The sequence below is a fragment of the Pseudanabaena minima str. Chao 2107 genome (assembly GCF_051131155.1).
Taxonomy (GTDB): domain Bacteria; phylum Cyanobacteriota; class Cyanobacteriia; order Pseudanabaenales; family Pseudanabaenaceae; genus Pseudanabaena; species Pseudanabaena minima.
On record NZ_CP159508.1, the window covers coordinates 4,527,583 to 4,554,206 of the forward strand.

The 26,624-nt window shown below is 44.1% G+C and carries 20 protein-coding genes and 1 pseudogene; 10 read left to right on the forward strand and 11 right to left on the reverse strand.

Annotated features, from left to right (window positions below; translation table 11 throughout):
- Positions 1–2: 2 nt before the first annotated feature.
- Both ABM313_RS20495 and ABM313_RS20500 read right to left on the reverse strand, forming a co-directional pair.
- Positions 3–854 (reverse strand): IS5 family transposase, encoded by an 852-nt coding sequence (locus ABM313_RS20495; RefSeq protein WP_434684046.1) that lies wholly within the window; start codon positions 852–854, stop codon positions 3–5.
- 35 nt (positions 855–889) lie between these two features.
- Positions 890–3,202, reverse strand: coding sequence for a choice-of-anchor I family protein (locus tag ABM313_RS20500; protein WP_434685003.1), 2,313 nt, complete (start codon positions 3,200–3,202; stop codon positions 890–892).
- A 949-nt stretch (positions 3,203–4,151) separates the two neighbouring features.
- On the opposite strand from ABM313_RS20500, the gene rpsD reads away from it, so the two are divergent.
- The 5 genes from rpsD (at position 4,152) to psbA (ending at position 9,075) form a co-directional block, all read left to right on the forward strand.
- Positions 4,152–4,760, forward strand: a complete 609-nt coding sequence (gene rpsD / locus ABM313_RS20505; RefSeq protein WP_055074791.1) for a 30S ribosomal protein S4 — start codon at positions 4,152–4,154, stop codon at positions 4,758–4,760.
- 122 nt (positions 4,761–4,882) lie between these two features.
- Complete coding sequence (locus ABM313_RS20510) at positions 4,883–5,470, forward strand: DUF3038 domain-containing protein (RefSeq protein WP_434685004.1); 588 nt, start codon at positions 4,883–4,885, stop codon at positions 5,468–5,470.
- Positions 5,470–6,210 carry a DUF4335 domain-containing protein gene (locus ABM313_RS20515; RefSeq protein ID WP_434685005.1) on the forward strand — a complete coding sequence of 247 codons (741 nt, stop codon included), beginning with the start codon at positions 5,470–5,472 and terminating at the stop codon, positions 6,208–6,210. The genes ABM313_RS20510 and ABM313_RS20515 overlap by 1 nt, the downstream gene beginning before the upstream one ends.
- Positions 6,211–6,358: 148 nt before the next feature.
- Positions 6,359–7,465, forward strand: a complete 1,107-nt coding sequence (locus tag ABM313_RS20520) for a LuxR C-terminal-related transcriptional regulator (RefSeq protein ID WP_434685006.1) — start codon at positions 6,359–6,361, stop codon at positions 7,463–7,465.
- A 527-nt stretch (positions 7,466–7,992) separates the two neighbouring features.
- Positions 7,993–9,075: a photosystem II q(b) protein gene (psbA, locus tag ABM313_RS20525; RefSeq protein ID WP_434685007.1), complete on the forward strand. Its 1,083-nt coding sequence runs from the start codon at positions 7,993–7,995 to the stop codon at positions 9,073–9,075.
- Between the two features lie 130 nt (positions 9,076–9,205).
- On the opposite strand, the gene ABM313_RS20530 is transcribed toward psbA, so the two are convergent.
- The 3 genes from ABM313_RS20530 to ABM313_RS20540 all read right to left on the reverse strand — a co-directional run bounded on the left by ABM313_RS20530 (position 9,206) and on the right by ABM313_RS20540 (position 14,523).
- Positions 9,206–9,520, reverse strand: a complete 315-nt coding sequence (locus ABM313_RS20530; RefSeq protein ID WP_434685008.1) for a type II toxin-antitoxin system RelE/ParE family toxin — start codon at positions 9,518–9,520, stop codon at positions 9,206–9,208.
- Positions 9,521–9,532: 12 nt separating this feature from the next.
- Positions 9,533–9,790: a ribbon-helix-helix domain-containing protein gene (locus tag ABM313_RS20535; protein WP_434685009.1), complete on the reverse strand. Its 258-nt coding sequence runs from the start codon at positions 9,788–9,790 to the stop codon at positions 9,533–9,535.
- 62 nt (positions 9,791–9,852) lie between these two features.
- Positions 9,853–14,523, reverse strand: a complete 4,671-nt coding sequence (locus ABM313_RS20540) for a type ISP restriction/modification enzyme (RefSeq protein WP_434685010.1) — start codon at positions 14,521–14,523, stop codon at positions 9,853–9,855.
- A 136-nt stretch (positions 14,524–14,659) separates the two neighbouring features.
- Between ABM313_RS20540 and ABM313_RS20545 the strand changes: the two are divergent.
- A pseudogene (locus ABM313_RS20545) lies at positions 14,660–15,606 on the forward strand (IS110 family transposase).
- A 94-nt stretch (positions 15,607–15,700) separates the two neighbouring features.
- On the opposite strand, the gene ABM313_RS20550 reads toward ABM313_RS20545, so the two are convergent.
- Positions 15,701–16,681 carry a DEAD/DEAH box helicase family protein gene (locus tag ABM313_RS20550; RefSeq protein ID WP_434685011.1) on the reverse strand — a complete coding sequence of 327 codons (981 nt, stop codon included), beginning with the start codon at positions 16,679–16,681 and terminating at the stop codon, positions 15,701–15,703.
- A gap of 301 nt (positions 16,682–16,982) precedes the next feature.
- On the opposite strand from ABM313_RS20550, the gene ABM313_RS20555 reads away from it, so the two are divergent.
- Entirely contained in the window at positions 16,983–18,074 is a 1,092-nt protein-coding gene (locus ABM313_RS20555; RefSeq protein ID WP_434685012.1) for a L,D-transpeptidase, read from the forward strand.
- 61 nt (positions 18,075–18,135) lie between these two features.
- On the opposite strand, the gene ABM313_RS20560 is transcribed toward ABM313_RS20555, so the two are convergent.
- Both ABM313_RS20560 and ABM313_RS20565 read right to left on the reverse strand, forming a co-directional pair.
- Positions 18,136–18,918: an MBL fold metallo-hydrolase gene (locus ABM313_RS20560; protein ID WP_434685013.1), complete on the reverse strand. Its 783-nt coding sequence runs from the start codon at positions 18,916–18,918 to the stop codon at positions 18,136–18,138.
- Positions 18,919–18,981: 63 nt separating this feature from the next.
- Positions 18,982–19,581 (reverse strand): anthranilate synthase component II, encoded by a 600-nt coding sequence (locus ABM313_RS20565; RefSeq protein WP_434685014.1) that lies wholly within the window; start codon positions 19,579–19,581, stop codon positions 18,982–18,984.
- A 233-nt stretch (positions 19,582–19,814) separates the two neighbouring features.
- Between ABM313_RS20565 and ABM313_RS20570 the strand changes: the two genes are divergently transcribed.
- Positions 19,815–20,726 (forward strand): tetratricopeptide repeat protein, encoded by a 912-nt coding sequence (locus ABM313_RS20570; RefSeq protein WP_434685015.1) that lies wholly within the window; start codon positions 19,815–19,817, stop codon positions 20,724–20,726.
- Between the two features lie 40 nt (positions 20,727–20,766).
- On the opposite strand, the gene ABM313_RS20575 is transcribed toward ABM313_RS20570, so the two are convergent.
- The 3 genes from ABM313_RS20575 to ABM313_RS20585 all read right to left on the reverse strand — a co-directional run bounded on the left by ABM313_RS20575 (position 20,767) and on the right by ABM313_RS20585 (position 23,225).
- Complete coding sequence (locus tag ABM313_RS20575; protein WP_434685016.1) at positions 20,767–21,963, reverse strand: WD40 repeat domain-containing protein; 1,197 nt, start codon at positions 21,961–21,963, stop codon at positions 20,767–20,769.
- 32 nt (positions 21,964–21,995) lie between these two features.
- Positions 21,996–22,289 (reverse strand): hypothetical protein, encoded by a 294-nt coding sequence (locus ABM313_RS20580; RefSeq protein ID WP_434685017.1) that lies wholly within the window; start codon positions 22,287–22,289, stop codon positions 21,996–21,998.
- Positions 22,290–22,352: 63 nt separating this feature from the next.
- Positions 22,353–23,225: a 6-carboxytetrahydropterin synthase gene (locus tag ABM313_RS20585; RefSeq protein WP_434685018.1), complete on the reverse strand. Its 873-nt coding sequence runs from the start codon at positions 23,223–23,225 to the stop codon at positions 22,353–22,355.
- A 244-nt stretch (positions 23,226–23,469) separates the two neighbouring features.
- Here ABM313_RS20585 and ABM313_RS20590 point away from each other — a divergent pair, with 244 nt between their 5' ends.
- Both ABM313_RS20590 and ABM313_RS20595 read left to right on the forward strand, forming a co-directional pair.
- A complete protein-coding gene (locus ABM313_RS20590) occupies positions 23,470–24,252 on the forward strand; it encodes a Uma2 family endonuclease (protein ID WP_434685019.1) in 783 nt (260 codons plus the stop codon).
- A 229-nt stretch (positions 24,253–24,481) separates the two neighbouring features.
- Complete coding sequence (locus ABM313_RS20595) at positions 24,482–26,578, forward strand: pentapeptide repeat-containing protein (RefSeq protein ID WP_434685020.1); 2,097 nt, start codon at positions 24,482–24,484, stop codon at positions 26,576–26,578.
- Positions 26,579–26,624 lie beyond the last annotated feature (46 nt).

Below are 26,624 nucleotides of genomic sequence, written 5' to 3' on the forward strand. Positions count from 1 at the left end.
AATTAATCCAGAGCAGAGAAAGTTTTAGAAGCAACAAGAGCGACTTCAAAGTTATAAATGGCAGCAATCAAATTACAACGCAAACCAAAACGACGACGACGATTACGATAAGGTAAAGAGAGAATCTTAAAAATCTTCAAGCGACGATTAACATGCTCAATCGCAATACGTTGACGTGCAAGTTGGCGATTACAACGCTTATCTTCCTTGGATAATGAGCCATTTTGAGGCTTTTTGATAGGAATTTGCGAGTTAGGATGCAACTTTTGTAAGCCTTGATAACCCTTGTCTGCCAAACCTTGTGTCTGTGCGTGAAAATGAACTCCACTTGCCTTGAATAATGAGAAATCATGCTGCTTGCCCTTACCGTAAGCGGTACAAACTATCTTGAAATTAGTCAGATCGACCACCAATTGGGCTTTGAGGGCATGATGCTTTTTCTTACCGCTATAAAAATGTTTCTGGTGATATTTAGGGCGCTCAACCTTTGTCTCAGTTACATCAATGGCAATTATGGCTGGAGCCTTCTCCTGCCACAATGACTTTTTTCCTGCTAACCGAAACTTTTTCGATTTAATTAAGACATTTTCTACTTTTTTGACGATGCGGCAAATCGTCGATTCTGACACTTCCCAGTCGCTAGCAATATGAAAATAGGTGCGATATTCACGCCAATACTGCAAAGTAACCAATATTTGGTCTTCTAGACTTAGCTTTGGTTCTACACCACCTTGTCCTTTGCTTTGGGCTGCTTGTTGCATTAGCTCCGTCATTTGCGCAAATGTTTCTCTTCTTACCCCAAATAACCGTTTAAATTCTGTCGCTGATAGATTTTGACTGGCTTCGTATTTCATCGCTTAATTTGAGATCTGATAAAAAGCTTATAAATCTAACATGTTTTTGGTTCTGCAAGAGGTCTAATAAAGGCATAGGTGCGACCATTGATCACGCCGACGGTCACGCCTTCTGGTTCTGGCCCTTTATTGTCGCTGCGATCGTCGAAGTTGTTGTTGTCGTTGCTGGCATTAAATCTAGTTGGGAAGGCAGCAGCCGTAATTTGTTCTAAATCGTCGCCACTGTCATAAACCCGATTACCGTTGCTATCCCAGATTGAGAAGGAACGAGCGCCATAAGCTTGGATTTGATCAATATCGCCATCACCATCTAGATCGCCCGTCGCATTAGTAACTTGCAAACGTCCTAGATTTGCATTGTTTTTAAGCGTGGCAGCATCAGGGAAAACGGTTGGGTCAAGAACATAACCAGCAGCCCCAACTCGTACCTCTTCGGAGAAGCCAGTATATCCGCGAGAATCACCTTCGTTGGCTGTGACGTAGTAAGTTTGACCGTTAAAGCTATAGGAAGCAATAGCATCAGGTTGATAGAGTCCTACCACTGGCCAGTTTTGGATATTGATAGCCCCTAAATCGCGATCGCTAGCATCAAATCCATTGCCGCTAAGACTGTGATCCTTAACGCCCAATGGTCGAATTGATTCCACCGTCGCAGTGGCAATGTCAACTACAGCGATCGCGTTATTTTCCTGTAAAGTCACCCAAGCCTTGGTTCCATCACCTGAGAAAGCGATATACTCTGGTTCCAAATCCTGAGCCACACTCACTGTATCTGTCGGATCGGCAGTGCTGAGGTCTGGTCCAAAGATGCGAACGCCTGCTGCTTGCAAAGTAGCCTTTTGGTCATTGAAGGGGACAAAAGAAGCTTCCTGTACAGTGGCGGAAGCTACCCCATTAGCGAGATTGATGATACTCACAGAGCCTACAGGATCGATGGTGTAAGCATTGTTAGGCTGACCTTCATTGGCAACCAAAATCTTTGTCCCGTCAGGGGTAAAGGTAAGCATATCGGGGAGATAGCCAACGTTTACCTTTCCTAGATAAGCGCCATCGGCAGCATTAAAAAATTGCACTTCACCAAGGTTCTCGTTTGCAGTAGTTGCATTGGTAATCGCGATCGCTACAGCGACAATTCCCGCGCTCACAGTTCCCGCTTTTCCAACAGCAACACTATTAGGAAGTAGTGCAAAACCGCCTACCGTAGCGCCATCTGGATCGCCACTAGTATTCAAAGCCAAGTCACCGATTTTGGTAGGACTTGCAGGATTTGCCAAGTTGAGGATTTCTACTACAGAACCCGCAACAACGAAGAGGCGATCGCTAGCTGGATCGAAGGCAGGAATTTCAGCTCCGTTCGTACTGCTATAACCACCAATTTTGGTTAAAAAGCTTGATGCGTTAGGTTCAGTAATATTTGCGGTGATGCCACTAATCGTCAGCCCATTGTAGTTCGCGTCACTGCTAGTAACTGTATGGGTAATATTCCCTGTATGCGCTCCCTCTTGCACGAAGTCATTAGTTGCTGAAACCGTTACATTTTGAGCAATATTCCAGTTAGCAGGCGTAAAGGTGATTGTTGTAGGGCTAGTTGTAGTTTGGGCAGTATTTCCGATCGCGATCGTGACATCCGCCGTTGGTTGAGTATTGAGAACAACCGTGTAGCTATCACTAGCTCCACCTTCCACTACGCTAGTATTACCACCCGACTGAGTAATTGTTACACCAGCGGGTGTGACGATTACTCCTGTAGTTGGTGTGATTGAGAAATTGTCAATCGCTAAACCTGCATCATTACCTGCGTCATTAGAATCTACCCAACGAATCCAGATTTCTGCTCCTGGGGGTAAATTGAGTCCACTTATCTCCCCATTGATGGCAATTGCATTGGAATTGCCATCCAAGGAACCGTTAGTGGCTACAGGTAAACCACCTACATAATCGAGGGTATCAACATCTGTCCAATTTCCTGTTGTTAGGCTAGTCGCACCAATTTGATAAGAAAAGTTAAGTGCATTTTGTGCGCTAGTGCTGCTCCGCCATTGCTCACCCGCGAAGCTAATTGATAATCTGGTAATCGTTTCACCAGTATTATTTACAAATTGAGCTCCAAACGTAGATACTAATGAGCCAGACGCTTGCGCCCCGAGAGCGCGATCACTATCAGCACCAAAGCTGTAAGTATCTCCTGCCGTTCCCGATCCCGTTCCAGCTGTGTAGGTTGCATTCGCATTGGTTCCAGCTTCAGAAAATACCCAGCCGTCAGGCAAAGTAGAACTCGTACCAGCACTTGCCAAAGTATTAAAGTTTTGAGTGTAAGTTGTTCCTGTTGTTAAGCTAATCGCTGCCATTTTTAGTTGCCTTGATAGATCTTGTGGAATAAGAGGGAATGATGATTAAACAAATACTTATAGATAGAGAAAATGCATTACAGAAAAATGCAAAGCACGACAAGATGTGAATCACTTGACACCAGCGTTTAGAATTGCAGGTGCAATTATCAAGTAATTCTTTTTAACTAGTTTTAGTACTTCCGAGAAGATGCTTAAATTCTCGTAGCTAATGGCTTTTTTAGGATCAAGCCCAGAAATAGAAATGTTCTAATGATCGCCAATGAAATACTTGCCCAATGCCAATATCAAGCGGTAATGGGGAGTATCTCACTAGAGATAAAATTAAGATTTTGTAAGCACCTAGAACTTAACTATTTACTGACACTTAAAACATATGTATTTTCTTGAACTCTAATCTTTTCCTTAATTAGCCTACAGGAAAGCTCTATAAGCTTGGGTTAAGAGAATCATACAATTTTGGTTAAGAGAAGGATAAATATTGATGCTTACAAAAGTTTATTGTTTGCAATTAGCTCTTGTTTGGGTATGGATACGATCGCCGTTGGAATTTAGTTGAAGCGATCGCTATTTGAAGAGATTGAAGAGCGATCATTTTTAATTTATGAAATTTAATACTCAGGGTAATTAATAGTTAGGGTAACTAATAGTCAAACTAGCAGCCCTGAGTATATAGCAATCCTAAATGGTTTGTGGAAGCGCCCCCCGAAGGGGGGCGCTTCCACAAACCCCAAAAATCTACAAATAAAATAGGACTGCTATAGCAATCCTATTTTATTTGCAATCCTAGAGAGTGCGACCCGCAGGGTCGCACTCTCTAGGATTGCTACATTAGCCACAAAACGGGAAAAATTTTAATTTAACACCTTATAACTTTGTCAGTTTTTTTGGCAAAATTGCCATATACTAGATAGGCTGTCAAGTTTTCAACAGTAATAAGGAAGGAGCTATGTCCCGTTATAGAGGTCCGCGCCTCAGAATCGTCAGAAGACTCGGAGAGCTTCCCGGTCTAAGTCGCAAACAACCTAAGCACGCTTATCCACCTGGAATGCATGGTCAAGACCGCAAAAAGCGCTCTGAATATGCCGTGCGTCTCGAAGAAAAGCAAAAACTACGCTTTAACTACGGTCTAACCGAGACTCAAATGCTGCGCTATGTGCGTCGAGCCAGACGAGTTAAGGGTTCTACAGGTTTAGTACTACTACAATTGCTAGAAATGCGTCTAGACAATACAGTTTTCCGTATGGGATTTGCACCGACGATTCCTGCTGCGCGTCAACTGGTAAACCATGGACATATCACCATCAACGGTAAGAGCGTAACTATTCCTAGTTATGGTGTGCGCCCAGGCGAAGTTATTAGCGTTAAAGATAACGAAAAATCTCGTAAAATTGTCGAGCGTAACCTCGAATTCCCAGGGCTTTCCAACATTCCTAGCCACTTAGAATTTGATAAGGCGAAGATGACTGGTAAGGTCAATGGCGTTGTCGAACGCGAATGGGTAGCACTGCAAGTGAACGAACTGCTGGTTATTGAGTACTACTCACGCCAAGCTTAAGGTTGAAGCACTCAGCTACGGGCTTTGTTGATCTTTAGATAAATTGCTTGTAGCTGAACGCCTTCCAACTGGGTAAACTGCCAATTGGGTAAACTCTATTAGGTTCAACTTCACTGCGAATTATGCAGTTAAATATTTCTGCTCCTGTAAACCTCGATTTACACGTTCCTAAGGACTTTGTTAGGGGTTGTCCCCGTAGCGTCCGCATGGATATTGATCATCTGCTTCTAGCGATCGAGGCGCTGGATTTAGAGGCAGTTGAAGTAATGCTAGTTTTAATCGAGCAATTAGGTTTACAAAAGACGATTCCTAGTCGTGTAGCTTTTTGGCGACTGCGTAATACTAATCCGCTTCGTCGCAATTATCAACGGGCTAGTCTGAGTTGGGACGAGTTAAAGGCTTTAGTTAAGATAGTTTGCACGATCGCTAAGCAGTTAGATACTGGTTTGCGCTTACTGCTGAGTACCCATCAACAGATGATTGAGGGCAAGATTGAGGCTTTAGGGTTACAGCAAAATCAAGGTTTTTTAGAAAGTTACATTGATCGCTTTACATCTTTATATATTGGTCGGATGCGATCGCCTTCGCCATTAAAAAAAGAAGAAATTCGCGAATTGGCGTTGCAATTGCTGACGCGATTATTGTTGTGTAGTGGTGTTGCTGGCGAATTTCGCCTGTGGAATAGTCTGTTTGATGGAGCGATCGCCTAATGATTCAACGCAGCTATAGTTTGCCAAGTTGTACCTTGCTGGTTGATGGGATCATCACGGGTGGCGATGTGATGTCAATTTTGACCAGTTTTAGTTGTCGCTTTAGCCATCACACTGAGCCAATTGTGGGTGGCCTAGAACTGCTCAATGCTTTAGTGAAAGTGGTAGGAGCCTATGCTCAGGCTCTAAAAAGCAATACTTTGGTAGCAATTCCCGAAAAGCAGGTACGTCTCGAACCAGAAGGAAAACACCTCCATGTGCTTTCGGTATCGCTCAATGAAGCTGATGCTCATAGCCCCAAGCAATTACAAATCAAACTAAACACAATCCAGCTTTTTGACCTAATGGAGAGCCTAGATCGCCTATGTTGCGATCAGACTACTCTGCCAGACTTGAAGCTTGTGACGCAGATTTCTGACTATCGAGCGCAGGCTCAGTTAAATAGTCAAGCTGTATCAGCGATCGCTGGTGTGGTCAGTTTAGCGATCGCGGCAACGGTTTTGTATTTTATCCCTATCCCCAAACCTCAACCAAAACCCGCTCAGACTGTCCCTGTGGAAACTAAACCATTGCCCAAGGTGTCAACTCCGCCAACAGTTAGTCCTACAAGTTCGCCAACTTCTGAGAATTCAGCTAGTCCCACAAGTTCGCCAAGTCCTGAAAGTTCTTCGCCAAGTCCTGAGCCTACATCAAGTCCTGAGAGTTCACCAAGTCCTACTCCTAGTGCTAGCCCGAATTAAAAAAAGAGATGTGCAAAGCACATCTCTTTTTTTATATGGTTTTCGTAGCGTCATATACATAGCTAAACATAGATCTGCGTCTCAATTGATATAGATAGTTCTAGCCCGTCGGGCTGAAGCTTTTTGTGATCTTTGTGGGTTAGGTTTGATGACTGAGGTACTCGATCCGACCAAGCTTTTATTTGATTTGCATCGAGGAACAGAAATTGCTGAAACTTTCTCTGGATGTCTAGAACCAGAGGCGATCGCGCATAGAGTAACTGATGGCATCGTTGAACAGTTTGACTGTGCTTTTGCGAGGGTATGGCTATTAGAGCCAGAACGGACTTATCTGAAGCTGGTGGCTTCTTCAGGAATGTATACGCGCATTGATGGCAGATTTGCGAGAGTGCCAATGGGGGCGTATAAGGTGGGGAAAATTGCCCAAAATCGCGTTTCTTTTTTAAGTAATCATTTAGCAGATGAACCTTGGGTAGGCGATCGCGACTGGGCAATTACTAATAATATTCGTGGCTTTGCTGGCTATCCACTGGAAATTAAAGGTAGGGTGGTTGGGGTTTTAGCGGCTTTTAGTCATCAGGCAATGCCGCCCGAATTTCTAGAGTTTTTAAGGATGCTCTGCACGATCGCGGCGATCGCTATTGATAGTGCGTTCAAGCATCAACAGGAAAAGCAAGCTTGGCAAAGTATGAGCCTGAGCCAGACTACAGTCACGGAGCAAGCTTTGTTATCTGATCGCCTAGCCCACATTTTGAACTCCAATCGTTTAACTCTGGTGGGGACAGAACGAATGCTGAGTTTAACTACTGATTATGTGTTTTTACGGGCTGCCGAAATTCTTAATCAAATTGGGGGGGCTTATTGTCGCTTAATTTACTCTGATCTATCGATATCTCTAGAAGCGATTGTGGCAAAGACTAAAACTAAAATTGCAGATCCTCAAACTTGGCTGCGATCGCTGTTTGGGGAATTGTTTTTGATAGTTTCTAGCTTGGGTGGCTCGATTAATATTCACGCAACTGAGTTGCAAATTGCGATCACCATCCCATTTACCAAAGAAGCCAATCCTTTGTCTGAGCGCGAGTTGGAGATGATGCAGTTATTAACGCAAGGATTGCGCGATCGGGACATAGCTCAGCAATTAATCATCAGTGAAAGTACAGTCAAGTTTCACATCAATAATATTTTGTCTAAACTGAAGGCACGAACTCGTTTTCAGGCGTTACATCTAGCAATGGTTAATGGATGGATTTGAATTTACAACAATTACAGAGCAAAATAACTATAAGAAAAAGCCTAAAAGCATTGCATAGCAATGCTTTTAGGCTTTTTCTTGGTTTGGGTTTGATCGCAAAACGCTGTAAAGATGAGAGTGTGAAGCGCTTCTAGCCCTTTAATACCAAAACACAAAATGGCATAGCCATTTTGTGTTTTTAAAACCCTTACTGGGTTTGGTTTTTAATTCACGAAAGTGTTGCCACTCTTTCGTGAATTGGTATAAGTTAACTTAAGTTTGACGAAGGCAAAAAATGGTAAGAATCGCTAAGCGATTCTTACCATTTTTTGCTATTTGCGGCGTGCGAAGCACGCCGCAAATAGCTCTATATCGAACTGATGTTAAGTTAGTCCATCTCCCTCTTAGAGCGTAGTTGAAACCTATTGGATATCTCTACAGACTGATTCGGGTTCTAAACACTTTACAAAACTAAATAAAGAAGATACTGTTTATTCATTGGCGAAAGCTAAATACATAATTCATCATTTCAACGCAATCATAAACTAATGACCACAGCAGTACAAAGACGCGAAAGCGCATCTATCTGGGACCAGTTTTGCAACTGGATCACCAGCACCGACAACCGCCTCTATGTAGGCTGGTTCGGCGTAATCATGATCCCTTGCTTACTCGCAGCGACCATTTGCTTCGTAATCGCCTTCATCGCAGCACCACCTGTCGATATTGACGGTATCCGTGAACCAGTAGCAGGTTCCTTGCTATTCGGCAACAACATGATTTCCGGCGCAGTCGTACCATCCTCCAACGCGATTGGCCTGCACTTTTACCCCATTTGGGAAGCAGATAGCCTCGACGAATGGCTATACAACGGTGGTCCTTACCAATTGGTAATTTTCCACTTCTTGCTCGGAATTTTCTGCTACATGGGACGTGAATGGGAATTGTCATACCGCCTCGGTATGCGTCCATGGATCGCCGTAGCATACTCTGCCCCCGTAGCAGCAGCAACCGCAGTATTCTTGATCTACCCAATCGGACAAGGAAGCTTCTCTGACGGTATGCCTTTGGGAATCAGTGGTACATTCAACTTCATGATCGTATTCCAAGCAGAGCACAACATCTTGATGCACCCCTTCCACATGTTGGGCGTAGCAGGCGTGTTCGGCGGTTCCTTGTTCAGTGCAATGCACGGTTCATTGGTAACCAGCAGCTTGATCCGTGAAACAACCGAAAACGAAAGCCAAAACGCAGGCTACAAATTCGGACAAGAAGAAGAAACCTACAACATCGTTGCAGCACACGGCTACTTCGGACGCTTGATTTTCCAATACGCCAGCTTCAACAACAGCCGCAGCTTGCACTTCTTCTTGGCACTATGGCCAGTAGTTGGCATCTGGTTCACCGCATTGGGCGTAAGCACGATGGCATTCAACTTGAATGGTTTCAACTTCAACCAATCGATTTCTGACAGCCAAGGACGTGTAGTACCATCTTGGGCAGACGTAATCAACCGCGCAAACTTGGGTATGGAAGTAATGCACGAGCGCAATGCTCACAACTTCCCTCTCGATTTGGCTGCTGTTGATGTTGCTCCTGTTGCTATGAGCGCTCCTTCTATCAATGGTTAATCTTCGAGTTTAGTCTCTACCCAAAAACAAAAAAGCAACCCTTAGGGGTTGCTTTTTTGTTTTTGGGTCTTTTTTGTATGAGGCGATCGCCTTGTTCGTTGATTATGTACTGGACTGTTTCAGGCATAATTTAGCTCCCATTTTCATCAGTAAATTCTTCAAATATGGATTCAATATCACGTTTTCCAGATATCACTCGAATGATATCAATGCCATCGGTACGTGGATAATAAAAGACAATGTAATCATCTATTGTGAAACCCCGCAAATTAACGGCAATCCCAGTGTAGCTTTTGCCCATGTTGGGGAAATTAGCAACGAGCTTACATTTTTGGCGGATAGCATCAAATAGATTACTGGCTGCTTTGGGATTAATCTGTCCGATAAATGTGCAGATATCATCTAGATCTTGGATGGCTATATTTGAGAAGGAGTAGCTAGACATAATGAATCTTTTTTATCTTTGACTCATCTGCTCTAGTTTGACCTGTAATTGTTGGAATACTAATTCACCATCAACGACATCGCCTTGTTTAATTTGTTCTGTTCCTTCAGCAATTTTTTTCCTTAGTTCACTCAACTTTTGTTGTTTAGTTTCATATTCTTCTAGGAGTTGAAATGCAAAAGCTAGGAGAGAGTCAACACTTTGATACTTCCCATCTTGAAGTTTGGCACGAATAAAGTTTTCCTGTTCTGGCTTTAAAGCAATGTTCATTTTCCTAATCCTGCGAAAGTTGGAATCATTAGCTAGTATAGCGTAACTATAAATCATGGCGATTATATGGTGCGCTCATTCAATGGTGGCAAGCTGTTCACAATTTTAACGGACTCAATGCTTACACGGACGATGCGCTTAACGAGGTCGATGATGTAGCGCGGGTCGTCTGACCAGTGGTTAGGATCGTTGCGAATTTGGCTATCTTTATCGACGGTGATTTGATAGCGTTCCATGATCCATTCTAGGGCGGGTTTGCCGTTGACGATGTATTCGTAGGCTTGTAATGGAATGCCTGAGAGGGTGATTTTGCTGTTGTAGATGATGGTGGTTTTATCTATCGCTTTGTTTTTGACTCCAAATTTCATTTTGGATACACGATAGTCTTTGTCTTCGAGATAGAGTTCGCTTTTGAATTCTTCTAATGGATAGGGTTCGATATTTTCATAGTTGAGATGCCATTGGGCGAGGTTGCGTCCTGCGGTGTTGAAGCTGTGGAAGTCGGCGGCGTAGGGGATGCGGGGCAACATTTTTTTGAGGTCGGCGGCGAAGCGTTGTTTGTATTCGGGGCTATGGAGGATGCCATAGACATAATAGAAGATGTCTTCTTTTGTGATGGTTTGGTCTTGATAGGTGGTTTGGAAGTCGCTGAGGATGGTGTCGGGGATGTTTTCTTTTTTGGTGTAGCCTGTTTCGGTTAGGAAGAGTGAGGTTTGGTCGGTTGGTTCGGGTTTTTCATAGGTGTAAAGTGGGAAGCATTGACCAGTATGTTGTAAATGAACATTTGGAATAACATCTACAATCAATGAAGAAAAATCTTTCTGTGCAGCTATTCCTGTTATACAAATCACTAAGTTTTTCGTACTTTGATTTGGGGAAAACCTAAGATTCTGACCAAGTCTTTCTACAAAGCTAACATTCAGATATAGATGTTGTTTACAATAGGGACGATATATTCCTACGCGAATCAAAGATTGATTAAATGTATGTTCTTTTCTCTTTTTGAGATCGTCTTTTAGATTCACTGTCCAGCTAATTTTAGTAGGATCTATATCAATAAACTTATCTAGATCATTCTTTTCCTGTGATATTAGGATTTCAACTTGAGAATTATAAAAATCAATCATATTAGTCATGTTACTAATTAGATTTGCATAGGAAAAGTTATATACCCAAGCATCTCTACCAGTCATTACACCTTTTGAATATAAATCAAAAATAGCATTGCTAGATTTATCGGTTTTATCGCCAATTGAAATAAATTTGTCAAATGCTGGATCTCGTTGATTTATCCAGTCTTGGCTTTCGTTAGGGGTTATCGAATCCCAATCAATGCTTCTGAAACTGCCAAAATCCTTAATCTTGTCTAGCTTTTCTTCACGGCTCAAATAATCGCCAATATCGTGATAAAAAAGTTTATGCTGTCCTGATTTTTCAGGATTTTTGATTAATAAAATAATGGTAATTGTAGCACGACTTCCAGAACCAAAAATTTTACCGCCTTCCTGTCGTGAATTTTCACCCGATGTACGTTGATTTCCTCGTAAATTGAAACAATAAACGCTCGTAAATTCATCAATCAAACACTTTCGTAACCCATCAGCAGAGTTACTGTCAATAAACGCACCATTAATTACATAACAAACTATTCCCCTATCCTTAATTCTATTGCTTGCCCAGCGTATAGCCCTAATTTCAGAAGCATAAAGACTGTTCTTTAATGTTGCACTGGAATATTTTGCATAGGTATCTCGAATGTTGTCATCTAAAGAAGGATACTTGAGATTTTTATTACTTTCATTTTCGGTTTCTTGAACACCTGAATAAGGCGGATTGCCAATAATGACCCGAATATCATTATTTCGCTGCCTCACCACACGCTGATTATTTTCAGGAAACATCACCTCATTCAAAGTCCCCTGACTCTCAAACATCTGAAATGTGTCAGTAAGGACAATGCCGTTAAAGGGTTGGTAATGCCCTTCGGCTTCGCTCAGGGCGCGGGTTGCCTCGTTCCCTGTGTCGTTCCCTGAGCGGAGTCGAAGGGAACGGATTTCTGCTTGAGATTGCCCTTCGACTTCGCTCAGGGCGCGGGTTGCCTCGTTCCCTGAGTCGTTCCCTGAGCGGAGCCGAAGGGAACGGATTTCTGCTTGAGATTGCCCTTCGACTTCGCTCAGGGCGCGGGTTGCCTCGTTCCCTGTGTCGTTCCCTGAGCGGAGCCGAAGGGAACGGATTTCTGCTTGAGGTTGCCCTTCGACTTCGCTCAGGGCGCGGGTTGCCTCGTTCCCTGTGTCGTTCCCTGAGCGGAGCCGAAGGGAACGGATTTCTGTGTGAAGTTGCCCTTCGGCTTCGCTCAGGGCTCGGGTTGCCTGTTGTCCTGCTTGAAGTTGCCCTTCGACTTCGCTCAGGGCGCGGGTTGCCTCGTTCCCTGAGTCGTTCCCTGAGCGGAGTCGAAGGGAACGGATTTCTGCTTGAGGTTGCCCTTCGACTTCGCTCAGGGCGCGGGTTGCCTGTTGTCCTGTTTGAAGTTGCCCTTCGGCTTCGCTCAGGGCGCGGGTTGCTTCGTTCCCTGTGTCGTTCCCTGAGCGGAGTCGAAGGGAACGACACAAATCATGAAACGCCGCCTCAATATTAATCGCCGCGATGTAATACGCAAGCAACACAATCTCATTCGCGTGAAGCTCCTGATGATACTTCCGCTCCAAATCCTGCGGCGCAATCAAACCATTCTGCAACAACCGCACCATAAAAGTCCCCGTCCCCGTAAACGGATCGAGAATATGCACATTTTCATCCGTCAAACCCACCCCAAACTCCAGACGCAGCGCATCATCTGCACTTCGCACAATAAAATCGACCACCTCCACAGGCGTATACACAATACCCAACCGTTCCGCCATGCGTGGAAAAGCATTCTTAAAAAACTTATCGTAAAGCTCAATAATAATCTTCTGCTTGCCCAGAGCATTATCAATCCCACTCGCTCGCGTCTTCACACTCGCATAAAACTTATCTAAACTCGCAATTTCTTTACCTAAAGATTGCCCCTCAAGAGCATCGAGCATCTTTTGCATCGCGATCGATACAGGATTTAATTGCGTAAATTGATAATCCTCAAACAACGCATCAAACACAGGCTTCGTGATCAAATGCTGTGACAACATCTCGATCGCATCGGATTCACTAATACTCGGATTGAGATTACAGCGCAAACCTTCCAAAAAATCATCAAAAGCTTGACGGTGCGTAGCTTCCGAACTAGACAATAAAGCCTTAATCCGTGACGTATGGCGATCGGCAATTTGCGCCACATCCTTCGCCCAATCTTCCCAATAACGGCGATCGCCACATTTAACGACAATCTTGGCATAGATCGCATCGCGCCACTCTTCCAATTGCGGAAAATTCAGCGTCATTTGTCGCGCCTTCGGCTGACCATTACCGACTTTCTCCACATCATCGGACGCACCACCACCGACACCGATCACATCCACTTGCGGCGGTCTAGTTTCATTCAACTCAATTTTGTTGATAATCGCATTAAAGCGATCGTCATGGGCGCGTAAGGCTTGCAGCACCTGCCAGACCACCTTGTACTTCTCATGATCCTTCAGTGCCTCCTCTGGAGTCATATCCGCAGGAATCCCAATCGGCAAAATAATATAACCGTACTTTTTGCCCTCAGCCTTTCGCATCACCCGCCCCACCGACTGCACCACATCCACCACCGAGTTACGCGGCGACAGGAAAATCACTGCATCCAAGGCTGGTACATCCACCCCTTCCGATAGGCATCGCGCATTGGAGAGAATCCGACAAAGATTACCTTGACTGCTCGTATCCGCCTTCAGCCAATCTAGCTTCTGATTGCGAACCATCACATTCTGCTTACCATCAACGTGCTGCACCTCGCAGGGCAGAATCTCCTCATCGGGATGGGTCTTTTGATATTCCTCAATGATTTGCGAAAACATCTCCGTAAATCTTTTTTCTGAAGCAGCGATCGTCCCCGCAAAAGCGACAGCACGGCGCATCGGCGCAATATCTCCCTGCACATCTTCGCGATCGCTTTCCGCCGCAAATCGTTTCGACAATCCATTCCAACAACCCGTGATCTTCACTGCGTCCTCTAACCTGAGTTCGTTATTGTCATCGGCTAACTGACGCTGAAAAGTAGCACTGACATACTTCTCATCCACAGCCAACACCATCACCTTATAATCCGTCAACAGCCCCGTCGCCACCGCCTCCGCAAATCCTAAACGATGGAACTCTTGACCATAGATTTTCTCATCATCCATCGAGCAGACGATCGCCTCATTTTCCTTAGCTTTACTTTTAGCCGCATCCCCATAGAGTCTAGGCGTAGCCGTCATATACAGCCGCTTTTTCGCCTTAATAAAGTCCTGATCATGCACCTTCACAAAATGCGAATCATCATCCCCCGCCAAAGTCACGCCCGTAGTCCGATGCGCCTCATCGCAAGTAATCAAATCAAACTCTGGTAAGCCTTTCTTCTGTGCATCTGCGATCGCCTGAATCGATTGATAAGTAGAGAAAATGACGGTAAGAACAGGAGATCCCCCTAAATCCCCCTTGTAAAGGGGGACTTGAAGACTCCGACTCTTCTCCCCCCTTATTAAGGGGGGCTGGGGGGGATCATTACCATCATCAACAGTAGAAGATCCCCCTTGTATCTTAGAGAAGTGGTAGACCGATCCCCCTAAGGTCAAAAAGATCGAGATTTAGCAAGGGTCACCACACAAAAACAATGATGGAATATAACTCGAACAATCGCCAGGGAATTAAATCTCGCATCAGGCAAGGAAGAGATTTTTCTATCATACGCAAAAAAGGTGGAGAAAAAACATGAGTCAAATATGGGTAGGTATAGATGTTTGTAAAGCATGGTTAGACGTGCATATTCGTCCCGAACAAAGGATATATCGATTGCCGAATACCGAGGCAGGAGCAAAAGAGTTAATCAGCCAACTACCTGCCCCCACAGAGGTCGGACGAGTCATTCTTGAAGCAACAGGAGGGATGGAATTGACATCGGCATTGACATTACATCAAGCAGGATTTCCTGTAGTTGTAATCAATCCGAGGCAATCGCGCAACTTTGCCAAAGCAACGAATCAACTAGCAAAAACAGACAAAGTGGATGCCAAGATTCTTGCCTTTTTCGGCGAAGCCTTACGCCCTGAAGTAAGGACAATGGCAGCAGAGAGACTCGTCAGTTAAACGATCTAGTTACTCGTCGCCGCCAAATTGTGGAGATGCTGACAGCCGAGCGCAACCGTTTAGCATCTATTCGCGGGAAAGCTCGTGAAGATATCGAAGCGAATATTGAGTGGTTGAATCAACGCCTCAAAGGAATTGACGAACAAATTGCCCAGCAGATAAAAGAATCTACTCTTTGGACTGAACAACAGGCAATTTTGACCAGTGTACCTGGGGTTGGACTCGTCGTGGCAAGCACACTGTTATCTTCTTTGCCTGAGCTAGGAACCCTTACCCCCAAACAAATTTCTAGTTTGGTTGGACTGGCTCCGATGAATTGTGATAGCGGACAAATGCGTGGTAAGCGGAGAATTACTGGTGGTCGTGCCTCAGTTCGAGCAGTTCTATATATGGCGGCTCTGGTTGCGGTTCGGTATAATCCTGTGATTCGTGCGTTTTACGATCGCCTGATTGCAAGGGGCAAGCTTAAAAAAGTTGCTCTGACTGCATGTATGCACAAGCTATTGATTATTCTCAATGCCATGCTCAAACAAAAAACTGCGTGGCGTGAGACTGTTGTTGTGACTACCTAGATAGAGGATAGATTTAAACTGTTTTTTAGACCTGTCTATGGTCTTGCTTTAACGTGAGTAATTTTGGATTCATTTTTTCCTGAATGAATTAAACTTATGCCTTGACATTTAAGACAATCGCTAAATCCCCCTTGTAAAGGGGGACTTGAAGATTAAGCGCCTGATACCGCCCCACGATCGCATCGACATCCGTAGTCGCAGGAAAAGCCAAATCACGGGCGCTCATGTCCTCCGTATCCGACTTTTTCGACACCTTCGCATCGGAACAAACTGCAATACTCTGTAACTTCACCGTTGCCTCCGCCGACCATTCCCGCAAAGTCTGCGACAGTAGCGAAATCGAAGGCACTAAAAACAAAACCGTGGCGCTACCCTTCTCAATGGCAAACCTCTCGGCAATCTGCAAAGCCGTATAGGTCTTACCTGTACCGCAAGCCATGATCAACTTACCGCGATCGCCTGTCGCAAACCCCGCCATCACCCTGTCCAGAGCCATACTCTGATGCGGTCTAATCGACTTTTTCGGCTTTAACGGCAAAACTGGCGCGGGGCGTGTCTCTAAATCATCAGCATCAATACTTGTAGAAACACTCTGTACGGCATAGCGCAAATTTTGGGAACTTACCTGACTCCAATCCACAGGGCTTTGATCGAGATCGTATAGGGTCAGGCGATCGACAGGAATGTGCTGATTTTTTAGCGCATCTTCTGCATTCTTGCCCCAACCGCAAGTGGTCACAATTAAGCGATGCTTAAACGGTGCTTTCCCCGAAGCTGTAAAAAACGAATCAATATCCTTTTTATCCAACACATGATCGGGCTGATAGCACTTGCACTGAATTGCCCAGTAATCTCCAGTAGCCCTCTCTTCTGCTACCAAATCAATCCCCAAATCGCCCTTACCATTGCGTAAAGGGAAATCCATCCACAAATATACTCGTTTAAACAGTTCCGCATATCGTGGATCGGTTCGCAAATACGCCAGTATCAGATGTTCAAACTTATCACCTAGATCACGAGTTGAGGTTGCCTCTTGACGAAACTGCTCAAGAATATGGTGAATGGTGACAGTCATGTTAAATTTATGCAAATTTTTAGCAAATATTAGCATATTCTGCGTATTTGCTTGTACCTGCAACGCAAACCAAAAAGATGAGTGGCGGTGCTTCGCGCCGCCACTCATCTTTTTGGTTTGCAAAACTTACATTACGGACAAACTATCGTAAGGACGGTAATCAGCCAAATTGTGATCGGTTGCCCCTGCCAAAGATGTACGTGTGTCTTATAGCTATAGAAGCTTTGGGAGGCAATATGTTAGACTGCATAGCTACTTTGGATCATTAAGACAACCCTAAGCGCAATAGCAATCGAAAATTATGAGAAGGCGATCGCAAAATCTTTTATCTTCTTTTGTGCGCGTTGTTATCGCTGCCAATATATTTGCTTTTATTTCAATCAGTGGGAATCCTCAAAATGATATTACTTGGGCAAAAAATCTAGATACTAAAAGTAATTCATCGAATCCCAAGCGCTTTTTATTCATAGATTTACAAAACCATTGGTCGCGATTGTTTGTTGAAGGGTTATTGTCACAGACAGCTTTGAAAGAGGCTTTAGTGAATTCTGATACGATTAGTCAATTTCAGCCCGATCGCCCCATTACCCGTGCTGAACTTGCCAACTTATTAGAGATTGCCTTTGCTAATCGCAATGTTCCCAAGATTACGACGCGCTTAAATGAGCCTGCCACCAAAGCCGAAGCCCTAGTAGCGATCGCCCGTGAACTCAACCTCAATAGCAAAGCTCACACAACACCACAAACATATTTGCTATCAATGTATCGTGATGCTTTGAAAGTCCCTGACTATGCTATCCCTGCGATCGCCACACTTACTCAGCAAGGTTTAGTTACCAACTATCCCGACCCACGTATTCTTGCGCCGACTAATGCGATTACAAAAAGTGAACTAGCCGTCTTGCTTTATCAAGCTCTAGCTTATCAAAAGAAATTACCAGCACTAGGCTCGCTCTATACGATTAATCCTAATCGGCAGCTTTGGGATCGTGAACTGATGCAAGTGACTCGCCTCGAAGTTAGCATCAGCAAGCGCAAAGTTACCGCCTTTCATGGTGAGATACCTTTAAAAACATATCCTGTAGCGGTGGGCAAAGAAGGCTGGAGTACCCCAATCGGCAATCATCGGGTTTTACAAACGATTGAATATCCTGCTTGGCAAAATCCTTTTACAGGTGCTGTAATTCCTAGTAAAGATCCTGAAAATCCTCTAGGCGATCGCTGGATTGGCTTTTGGACAAATGGCAAGGATTGGTCTGGGTTTCATGGCACTCCTAACCGAGCCTCAGTTGGGCAAGCGGCTTCTCATGGCTGTATTCGTATGTATAACGAAGATGTCCGCGAGTTATTTAGCCAAGTAACCGTAGGAACTATTGTGAGAGTATCACCATAAAAGCCAGATAAATGAACTCACCGCTGCGCGGTGAGTTCATTTATCTGGCTGAGTTAGCTGTTTATGATTTGAGAACGCGCACTACCGTAGTTTGCGGGAGACTACTAGCATTAAGCTCTAGAGTTGAGCCTTCGAGTTTACGCACCGTATCGGGGGGCATAAGTGCGAGGAACTCATCTACGGAGGCTAGTTGGCAAGAATTACTGGATTTGTCAGTACGGTAATAAGTAGGGATGACAATGCGTGGGTTAAGTTCTTGGACGATTGCCCTTGCTTCTGCTGGAGAATAGGCTTTTAGTTGCATCGGATCGGTACCTTGAGGATTACCACCAATGGGCAAAATCAAAACATCGGGACGACCCATCAAAATTCTTTGAGAAGCATTAATGGGTGCGGCTGCCCCACCTAAATGCAATATAAAAATACCTGATTGTTTCCAGCGCCATGCCACATTGCGTCCAAATCGGCGACCCCCAATGCGATCGTGATCCATGGTGATGCCTTGAAGATTAATCCCCTTGAGATTATAAGAACCTGGTTCAGACAAAACCCGCGTATCTTTGGGGAGATTTTCTAAATATCCTTCATCTAATAATCGTGAGCTAATCAAAATATAGTCAGATTTTGCCGTAGGCGAAGTTAATTTGGCAGTACAACCAGCAGGACGGAAAGGATGTGTTAAAAAGCTGACATTATCCCCTGAGATTAGAAATGACAAATGTCCCAACCATTGAAGCCTTAGAGTCGAATTAGTCTGTGAATTAGCTGCGTCAGCAATGATTCCTGCGGTAAATGCTGATATTAGTCCACCTTGGGCGAGTCGAAGAATTTGTCTGCGGCGCATGTTGTTTAGTTAATTGAGTATTTTGGGTTATGAGGGGAATGTTGTACAACGATACTTTAAGTATTAGACTGTGACGCTTAATCCTTTTAGGAAGTTTCTCAGCAAGTCTTTGCCTGCCTCGGTCAAGATACTTTCGGGATGGAATTGTACACCTTGAACATGAGGATATTGCTTGTGTCGGACTCCCATGATTATGTCATCTTCAGTCCATGCTGTAACTTCAAGTACATCAGGGCAGTTGTGGCGGTCAATCACCAGACTATGATAGCGAGTTGCTGTAAATGGATTAGCTAACCCTGCCAAAATACCGACTCCCGTATGATAAATTTGTGAGGTCTTGCCATGCATTAAGTAAGGTGCAGAAACAACTTTACCCCCGTACATTAATCCCATGCTCTGATGTCCGAGACATACACCCAATATCGGAGTATTTGCGTCCATTTCCCGAATAATGTCTAGGGATACACCTGCTTCTTCGGGACGACCAGGACCTGGGGAAATTACGACTCCTGCGGGGTGAAGCTGCTTAACTTCTTCGATGCTTATTTCGTCATTTCGCTTAACTATAATTTCGCCTAAAGTGGGGAATTCAGGTAATAATTCCCCAAGGTACTGTACAAGGTTATAGGTAAAGCTGTCGTAATTGTCGATAACGAGAATCATGTTTACAGGACTTGTATTTGTGAAGCTTATTTACAGCAATTACCGATTAAACAAACCTCAAGAAATTTTTTGAAAGGGTTGCTTTGCAACCCTTTCAAAAAATTTCTTGGTTTGCGATTGATGAGTAATTGCTGTAAATAAGCTTAGGGCTTAATAGCGATCGCTAATTTATTACTCAAATTTAGCTTTCTCAATTTAACATTCTTTATCAAGAATTCAGACCAGAAAAGATTATGAAACCAGTTTTGGGAGTTGTCGCGTCGGTCTTAGTCGTTGGGGTGTGTGCAGATGTGGCGATCGCCCAACTGCGTGAAAAGCCACCTCAAAAAGTGCAGTTCCAGCAACAGGTTGATGTCCCACCCAACGAAACCGCCGATCAGCTTTTGGAACGTGGTAATGCCTATGTGCGTTTGGGTAATTTAGAAGGGGCTGTGGTAATTTTTCGGGCGGCAATCAAGAAAAATCCTGAACTTACTGCTGCACATTACAATCTGGGGCTAGCTTATGCACAGGTGGGTAAGCTCAAGGAAGCAATTCATTCTTTTCAACGCGCCACGAGACTCGACCCTAAGTTTGCGATGGCTTTTAGTAATTTAGGTGCGGCTCAATTGCAGTCGGGCGATCCTACTCAAGCTATTTCCAACTTACAAAAAGCCGTCCGTCTTGATCCAAAGCTCTCTGTAGCCTATTACAACCTTGGTCTAGCCTTTAAAGAAAAAAAGGACATTAATAAGGCGATCGCCAATCTCAATCAAGCTCTCAAGCTCAACCCTCAAGCACCTGAAACGATCTATAACTTAGGGTTATTAATTCAAGCTCAGGGTGATCTCCAAAAGGCGATCGCACACTATGCTAAGGCTGTGCAACTGAATCCTGAATATGCAGAGGCTTATTACAATTTGGGCGCAGCTTTATTAATTCAAGGTCAGACCGAAAAGGCGATCGGGCAATTGCGTAATGCTTTGCAATTCCGTAAAGACTATGCGGAGGCTTTTTATACGCTTGGGGTGGCACAGGTAAGGGCTGGACAGAAGCAAGAGGCAATTCAATCTTTTATTCAGGCGCAAGCATTTTTTAATCAGCAAAAAAACATTACATGGGCGCAACAAAGCGATCGCCAGATTCAGAGATTACGCAGTAGCTAAGAATCAACAAAAAAGGTCGGGCGAAGCCCGACCTTTTTTGTTAGGGAATGCTCCATACGTGAATATTGCAATCTTCACCACCACTGATTAGAGTCTGTTCATCTTGACTGAGGGCGATCGCATTAATCAGATTGATATGTCCATTAAGGACTTGAATTTGTTCACCTGTTTCTAAATTCCACACGCGGATTTCTTTATAACTGGCACTGATTAAAGTTTTACCATCACGACTAATAACCAGCGACTTCACCCAGCCCCAATGCCCTTCTAGGGTGCGAATCGCTTTACCTGTTTGCAAATCCCAGACTTTGATGCGAGTGTCGAGACTGCCACTGACAAGGGTGCGCCCATCGGGACTGATGGCAAAGGAGAGAACTCGCGCTGAATGTCCGATAAATTCCCAGCGTTGTTTGCCCGAAATTAAATCCCATACCCGAATAGTGGTATCCCAACTGCAACTGGCGATCGCTTTGCCGTCGGGACTAAGGGCAACGGAATCTACAAGACTAGTGTGACCTCTTAGGGTACGAATTTCTGTCCCTGTTCTGATATCCCAAAGTTTGATCGTAGTGTCTTGACTGCCTGTAACTAACGTCTTGCCATCGGGCGTAATGGCTACTGAATTGACATAGCCGATATGTCCTGTCAATGTCAGTAGTTCCTTTCCTGATCGCGCATCCCAGAGTTTGATCGTTTTATCACGACTACCACTAGCTAGTATGCGCCCATTCGCACTGAGGGCAATGGACGTAACAATATGATTGTGTCCGCGAATTGTGCCAATCTGTCGATGTTGAGTTCGATCTTTTCCTAAGTCCCAAACCTTGATCGTGAAGTCTGCACCAGCACTATATAAAATCCTGCCATTAGCTGACAAAGCAAGTGTAGCGATCGCCTCGGCATGACCTTGCAAAGTATCAACAATATCGAATAGATGATATTGACTATAGTTAGCTAAAGCCTGTCGGATATGGGATTCAGGTCTGCGCCACAGCAATAACAGAGCCGTGCGCTGTACTTTGAGCGATTCATCTTCTAGACCCTGTACAACTAAGTCCAAACCCGTTGCGCCATAGTTGAGGGCTTCTCTCAGGGCAGCCATTCTCGGTGCGATCACGGGACTGCTTAATCTGCGTTTTACCCCTTCTAAGCCACCCAATACTACAGCACCGAGCGGCGGTGGTACTTGACCGCCGAGAACGGCATCCTGTGCGGTTGGCTTCAGCTTCGTAATCATTCCCTTACTGGGTGCTTACTTATAATTCTGTCCTATAATTCTGTAAAGGTGACAGCACAGGTGTTTGTGCCTTCGCCCATACCTTTGTGATAAAAGGTCAATTTGTAATTAGGAAATTTTTTTGATTTCTGCACCATGTCAGATGCGACGAGTAACAAATGGCGATCGCTAGCTGGCAAATGCAATAATCCGCGCTTAATTCCATTTTTGATACCATCTTCGAGGGTATTAGTTAGCCTTGTGATCACCTTATCTAGCTCAAGGCGATCGATAATGATTTCTTCTTCAGGCTCGCTTTCTATTGCCGAAATATCTACGTCAGACATGATCGAATATTTTCTAACTGGTTATTTGGGGATGAGCGATGCCAAGCATCGCTCATCTGGTGACTAGGCTGACTTTGCTAAGGCTTCTTCTAAAGAATGTTCAATCTCAGAAAGTTGATATTCTCCGTATACTTCACAGGAGTTATTCGGGCTTTCAATCAACTTAATACTGTGCAATTTTGCGCCGATTTCACGAATTGGTTGCGTTAGTACTTTTTGAATATAGACTGCAATATTTTCAGCAGTTGGTACAACTTCCGCAAAGTAAGGAATGTCTTTGTTTAGGAAGGTGTGATCCATTGGATCAAGTACATACTGATCTAAAGCTTTTTGAAAATCACTTAGATCGGCAATCATGCCAGTGCGCGGATCGATTTCGCCAGAAATAGAGACATCTAAATGGTAATTATGCCCATGACCATGTACACGAGCGCATTTACCATAAATTTCTGTGTTTTCTTCGAGAGAGAGGGTATCTAAAGCGAGGCGATGAGCCGCAGAAAAGTGAGTGCTAATCGTTAAATTTGCTTGCATGTCATTACCTTGATAATCAGCCCAGAGTTCAGGATGTTCGTATAAGCGGATATTTACCAGTGGTAGGTGCGGCGCTAAATGCTGCCAGATCACACGGGCAATATTTTCAGTGGTAGGGAGAGTCTGCTGAAACTCTTCCCATGCTTGGTTGAGATAGGAAAAATTTAATTGAGTCGTAACTTCACGGGCGATCGTGTGTTTGACATCTGAGAGGTTAAGTACCATGCCAGTGTTGTCAATTTCGCCTTGCATCCCAACATACAAAACGTAGTTATGACCGTGGGGTGGAAAGTTTGTACATAAGCCAAATTTGGCTTGATTTTCCTCGTCTGGAATTTCGGGTAGCCAGTAACGATGACTAGCAGAAAATTCGGCTCGGCGATTAATTACACATTTAGCCATCAGGAATAAGCCACTAAAGACAAGGCTTGAAGAATTGTAAATTTATATTAATACGTTAGCATTTTCAGCGATCGCTTCGTGACTAAGTATATTTGCGGCGTTGATCGCGATCGCGATAATTAAAAACCAACAAGTTAGGAGGTGGCGCGGAGCTCCGCATCCTAGCTATATTTGCGGCGATCGCTATAATTAAAAAATATCTTTAAAAGTCCCTTGCTATCAGTGCGATCGCATTGTTTGAGCTATGACACCAATTATTGCTCCCGATCTTGAGTCTATTCAACAAGTTCAAGAAACTCAAAAAATCCAGAAAGAAATATTTTATCCGTCTGAGGATGGTGAACCCTTGGCAGAGACTTCTGTTCATGCTGATGCAATCATTGCGACCGTTGCCGTTTTACGTAATTATTTAGCAGAAAATTTTTCTGAGCGATCGCCTGTTGTCCTTGCCGATCAATTTTTATACTACGCGCAGGGTTTTTCCAGATTGCGCGTTGCGCCTGATGTGATGGTGATTTTTGATATTCCGCAACAGCCCTATGACAACTACAAAATTTGGGAAACAGGCAAAATACCCAGCATAATTTTTGAGATGACTTCAGAAAGCACCCAAGCTCACGACCAATTGAAAAAGCGGGAGCTTTATGAAAGTATTGGGGTTTTAGAATATTGGCTTTTCGATCCTAAAGGTGAATGGATTCCTGAAAAATTACGCGGCTATCGTCGTCAAGCTAATCTGCCAGACAAGGAAGAAGATGCGTTGGTTTATGAGGCGATCGCTGATGGTTTAAGTCAAGTTTTAGGTTTGCGCCTTGAAGTCGAAGGCTCTCTGATTAATTTCTATCGCCAAGATAATGGTGAAAAGCTCTTAATCCCCAGTGAGCTATTTGCAGCTTTGCAAACACAAACTCAACGTGCCGTTGATGCCCAGCAACGAGCAGAGTCTGCGGAAGAACGAGCAAGACTTGCTGAACTAGAGGCTCAAAAATTGCGCGATCGCTTAGTTGCATTGGGCATTGAACCATAAATGATTTCGTCACCATATATCATCTGTAGGGGTTTAGCATTTGCGGATCGAGATTTTCAAGCTCACCACGAAAATCTCGATCCGCAAATGCTAAACCCTCTTCGCTTACAACGATGAATTATCCCTTCGTTGTGAGATTTAGGGCATAGCATTCCCATAGGTTGGGAATGCTATGCCCCTAAGGAGAATCATCATAAAATTAATCCAAATTTCTGGAAGTTTTAAGGCTATGACCTCTACGGCGAAAAACTTTGCTGGACAAAATTTGCGGGGGCGATCCTTTAAGGGGCAAGACCTCTCAGGAGCGGACTTTAGCGGCTCGGATCTGAGGGGTACAAATTTTACGGATGCTATTTTGAGAGGGGTGAATTTCTCGAAGGTCAAGGCAGGGGTGCAAAAACGATGGCTTGGCTTCCAACTAATCTTATTATTTATAATTGCTACCCTTTCAGGATTTATTAACAGCTGGTTCAGTTTTTATATATCTTATTTCTTCTCGCCTGAGTATATAAAAAATTATTCAATTGCTCCTGGTTTATTAGTCCTAATTGTTTTGATAGCAACGATCATCACAATTGCTCGTCAGGGCTTTACCGCAGTAGCTTTTGTAACTGTGGGTGTGGGTGTAGCTTTTGCTGTGGGTGTGGCTTTTGCTGCGGGTGTGGCTTTTACTTTGGGTGTGAATTTGGCTATAGCTGGAGCTATGACTCTGGCTGTGGCTGTGGCTTTTGCTTTTGTTGTGGCTGGGACTGGGGTTGTGGCTGTGGCTGGGACTGGAGCTGTAGCTGGGACTATGATTGTGGCTTTTGCTTTTACTTTTGTTGTGGGTGGCGCTTTATATGGGACTGTGGCTGTGACTGGTGCTATGACTATAACTGTGTCTAGGGCTGTGACTGTGACTGTATCTGTGGCTGTATCTTTGGCTACAGCACTACTAAGCATTTATGTCGCGTGGAGTACTTTAAAAGGCGATCCAAAATTTGACCTATTACTGAAATTTGGTATAGCATTTACTATCATTGGTGGTACAAGTTTTCGGGGTGCGGATTTAATTCAAGCTGATTTTACGGAAGCAACACTAAAAAGCAGTGACTTCCACAATTCCCGCAAGAAAATTACAAATCTAACTCGCACTCTTTGGAAACAATCCCAAAAACTAGACCGATCGCGTTTAGGAACATCAATCTTATCCAATCCCGAAGTACGCGAACTATTAGTCACTGGCAAACCCAACCAAAGCAAATCCTACGAAGGCTTAAACCTGCGTGGTGCAAACCTTGACGGCGTTTATTTAGAAAATGTCAACTTCAAACGCGCCATCCTCAGCGAAGCAAGTTTCCGTAACGCAGATCTCCAATGGGTAAACCTCACCGAAACCCAAGCTATCGGCACAGACTTCACTGGCGCACAAATGACAGGCGTTTGTCTAGAAGGTTGGAGCTATGACCATACTACCAAGCTCGATAATGTCGCTTGTCGCTTTGTCTTCGAGCTAGAATATCCCAACGCCAAAGGTAGCCGCGAACGTCGTCCCCACGATCCAGATAAAGAATTTGCTAAAGGTGACTTTACCAAGCGCTACAGTGTCAGCCTCAACATCGTTCAGTTACTCATCCGTAACGGCATCAACCGCGAAGCCTTCATTGCCGCATGGGAAAACCTCACAAAAGAATATCCAGATATAAATCCTGACGACATTCAAGAAATCAAGAAAAAAGGTCAAGATGTCGAATTAACGGTTGCCGTTCCAGAGGATACAGATAAAGGTAAATTCGAGCATAATTTCGATATTGGTTACGAAACCAAACTCAAGGAAATTGAAGCAAAATACCAAGCTCAATTAGAATCTAAGGAAGCGATGATTCTGCTCCAGAAGCAAAACATAGCCGATATCAAAGAAATTCTTCAGATTGCAAAATCACCTAATGTTAACATTCAAAATGAGGCTAAAGCAGTGGCAGAGCAAAATCCCGTAACAATTAAAGCAGGTCGAGATATTTCTGGTAACGTGATCAACCTTGGTGAAATCAAAGGCAATGTTACCAATGCAATTAACCAAATCCCGAATAAAGAAGACAGTGGCGATATCAAAACTCTCTTAACTCAACTGCTAGAAGCAATTAGCAGTGACAAAGAGCTTACCGATGAAGACAAAGCCGATGCTCTCGAACAAGTCGAAAACCTTGCCAAAATCGCCCTTCACGACAAGCCCGAAGAAAAATCAACCCTTGCCAGCAAAGCAATCCGTGCCTTAAAACGCATCATCGACAACATTCCCACCATTACCAAAATTGTTGAAACAGTGAGCAAAGTTTTCGGCGCATAGCTAGCTGTTCGCCTCGCGTAGATCGATCGCGCTATTATTAACGTGA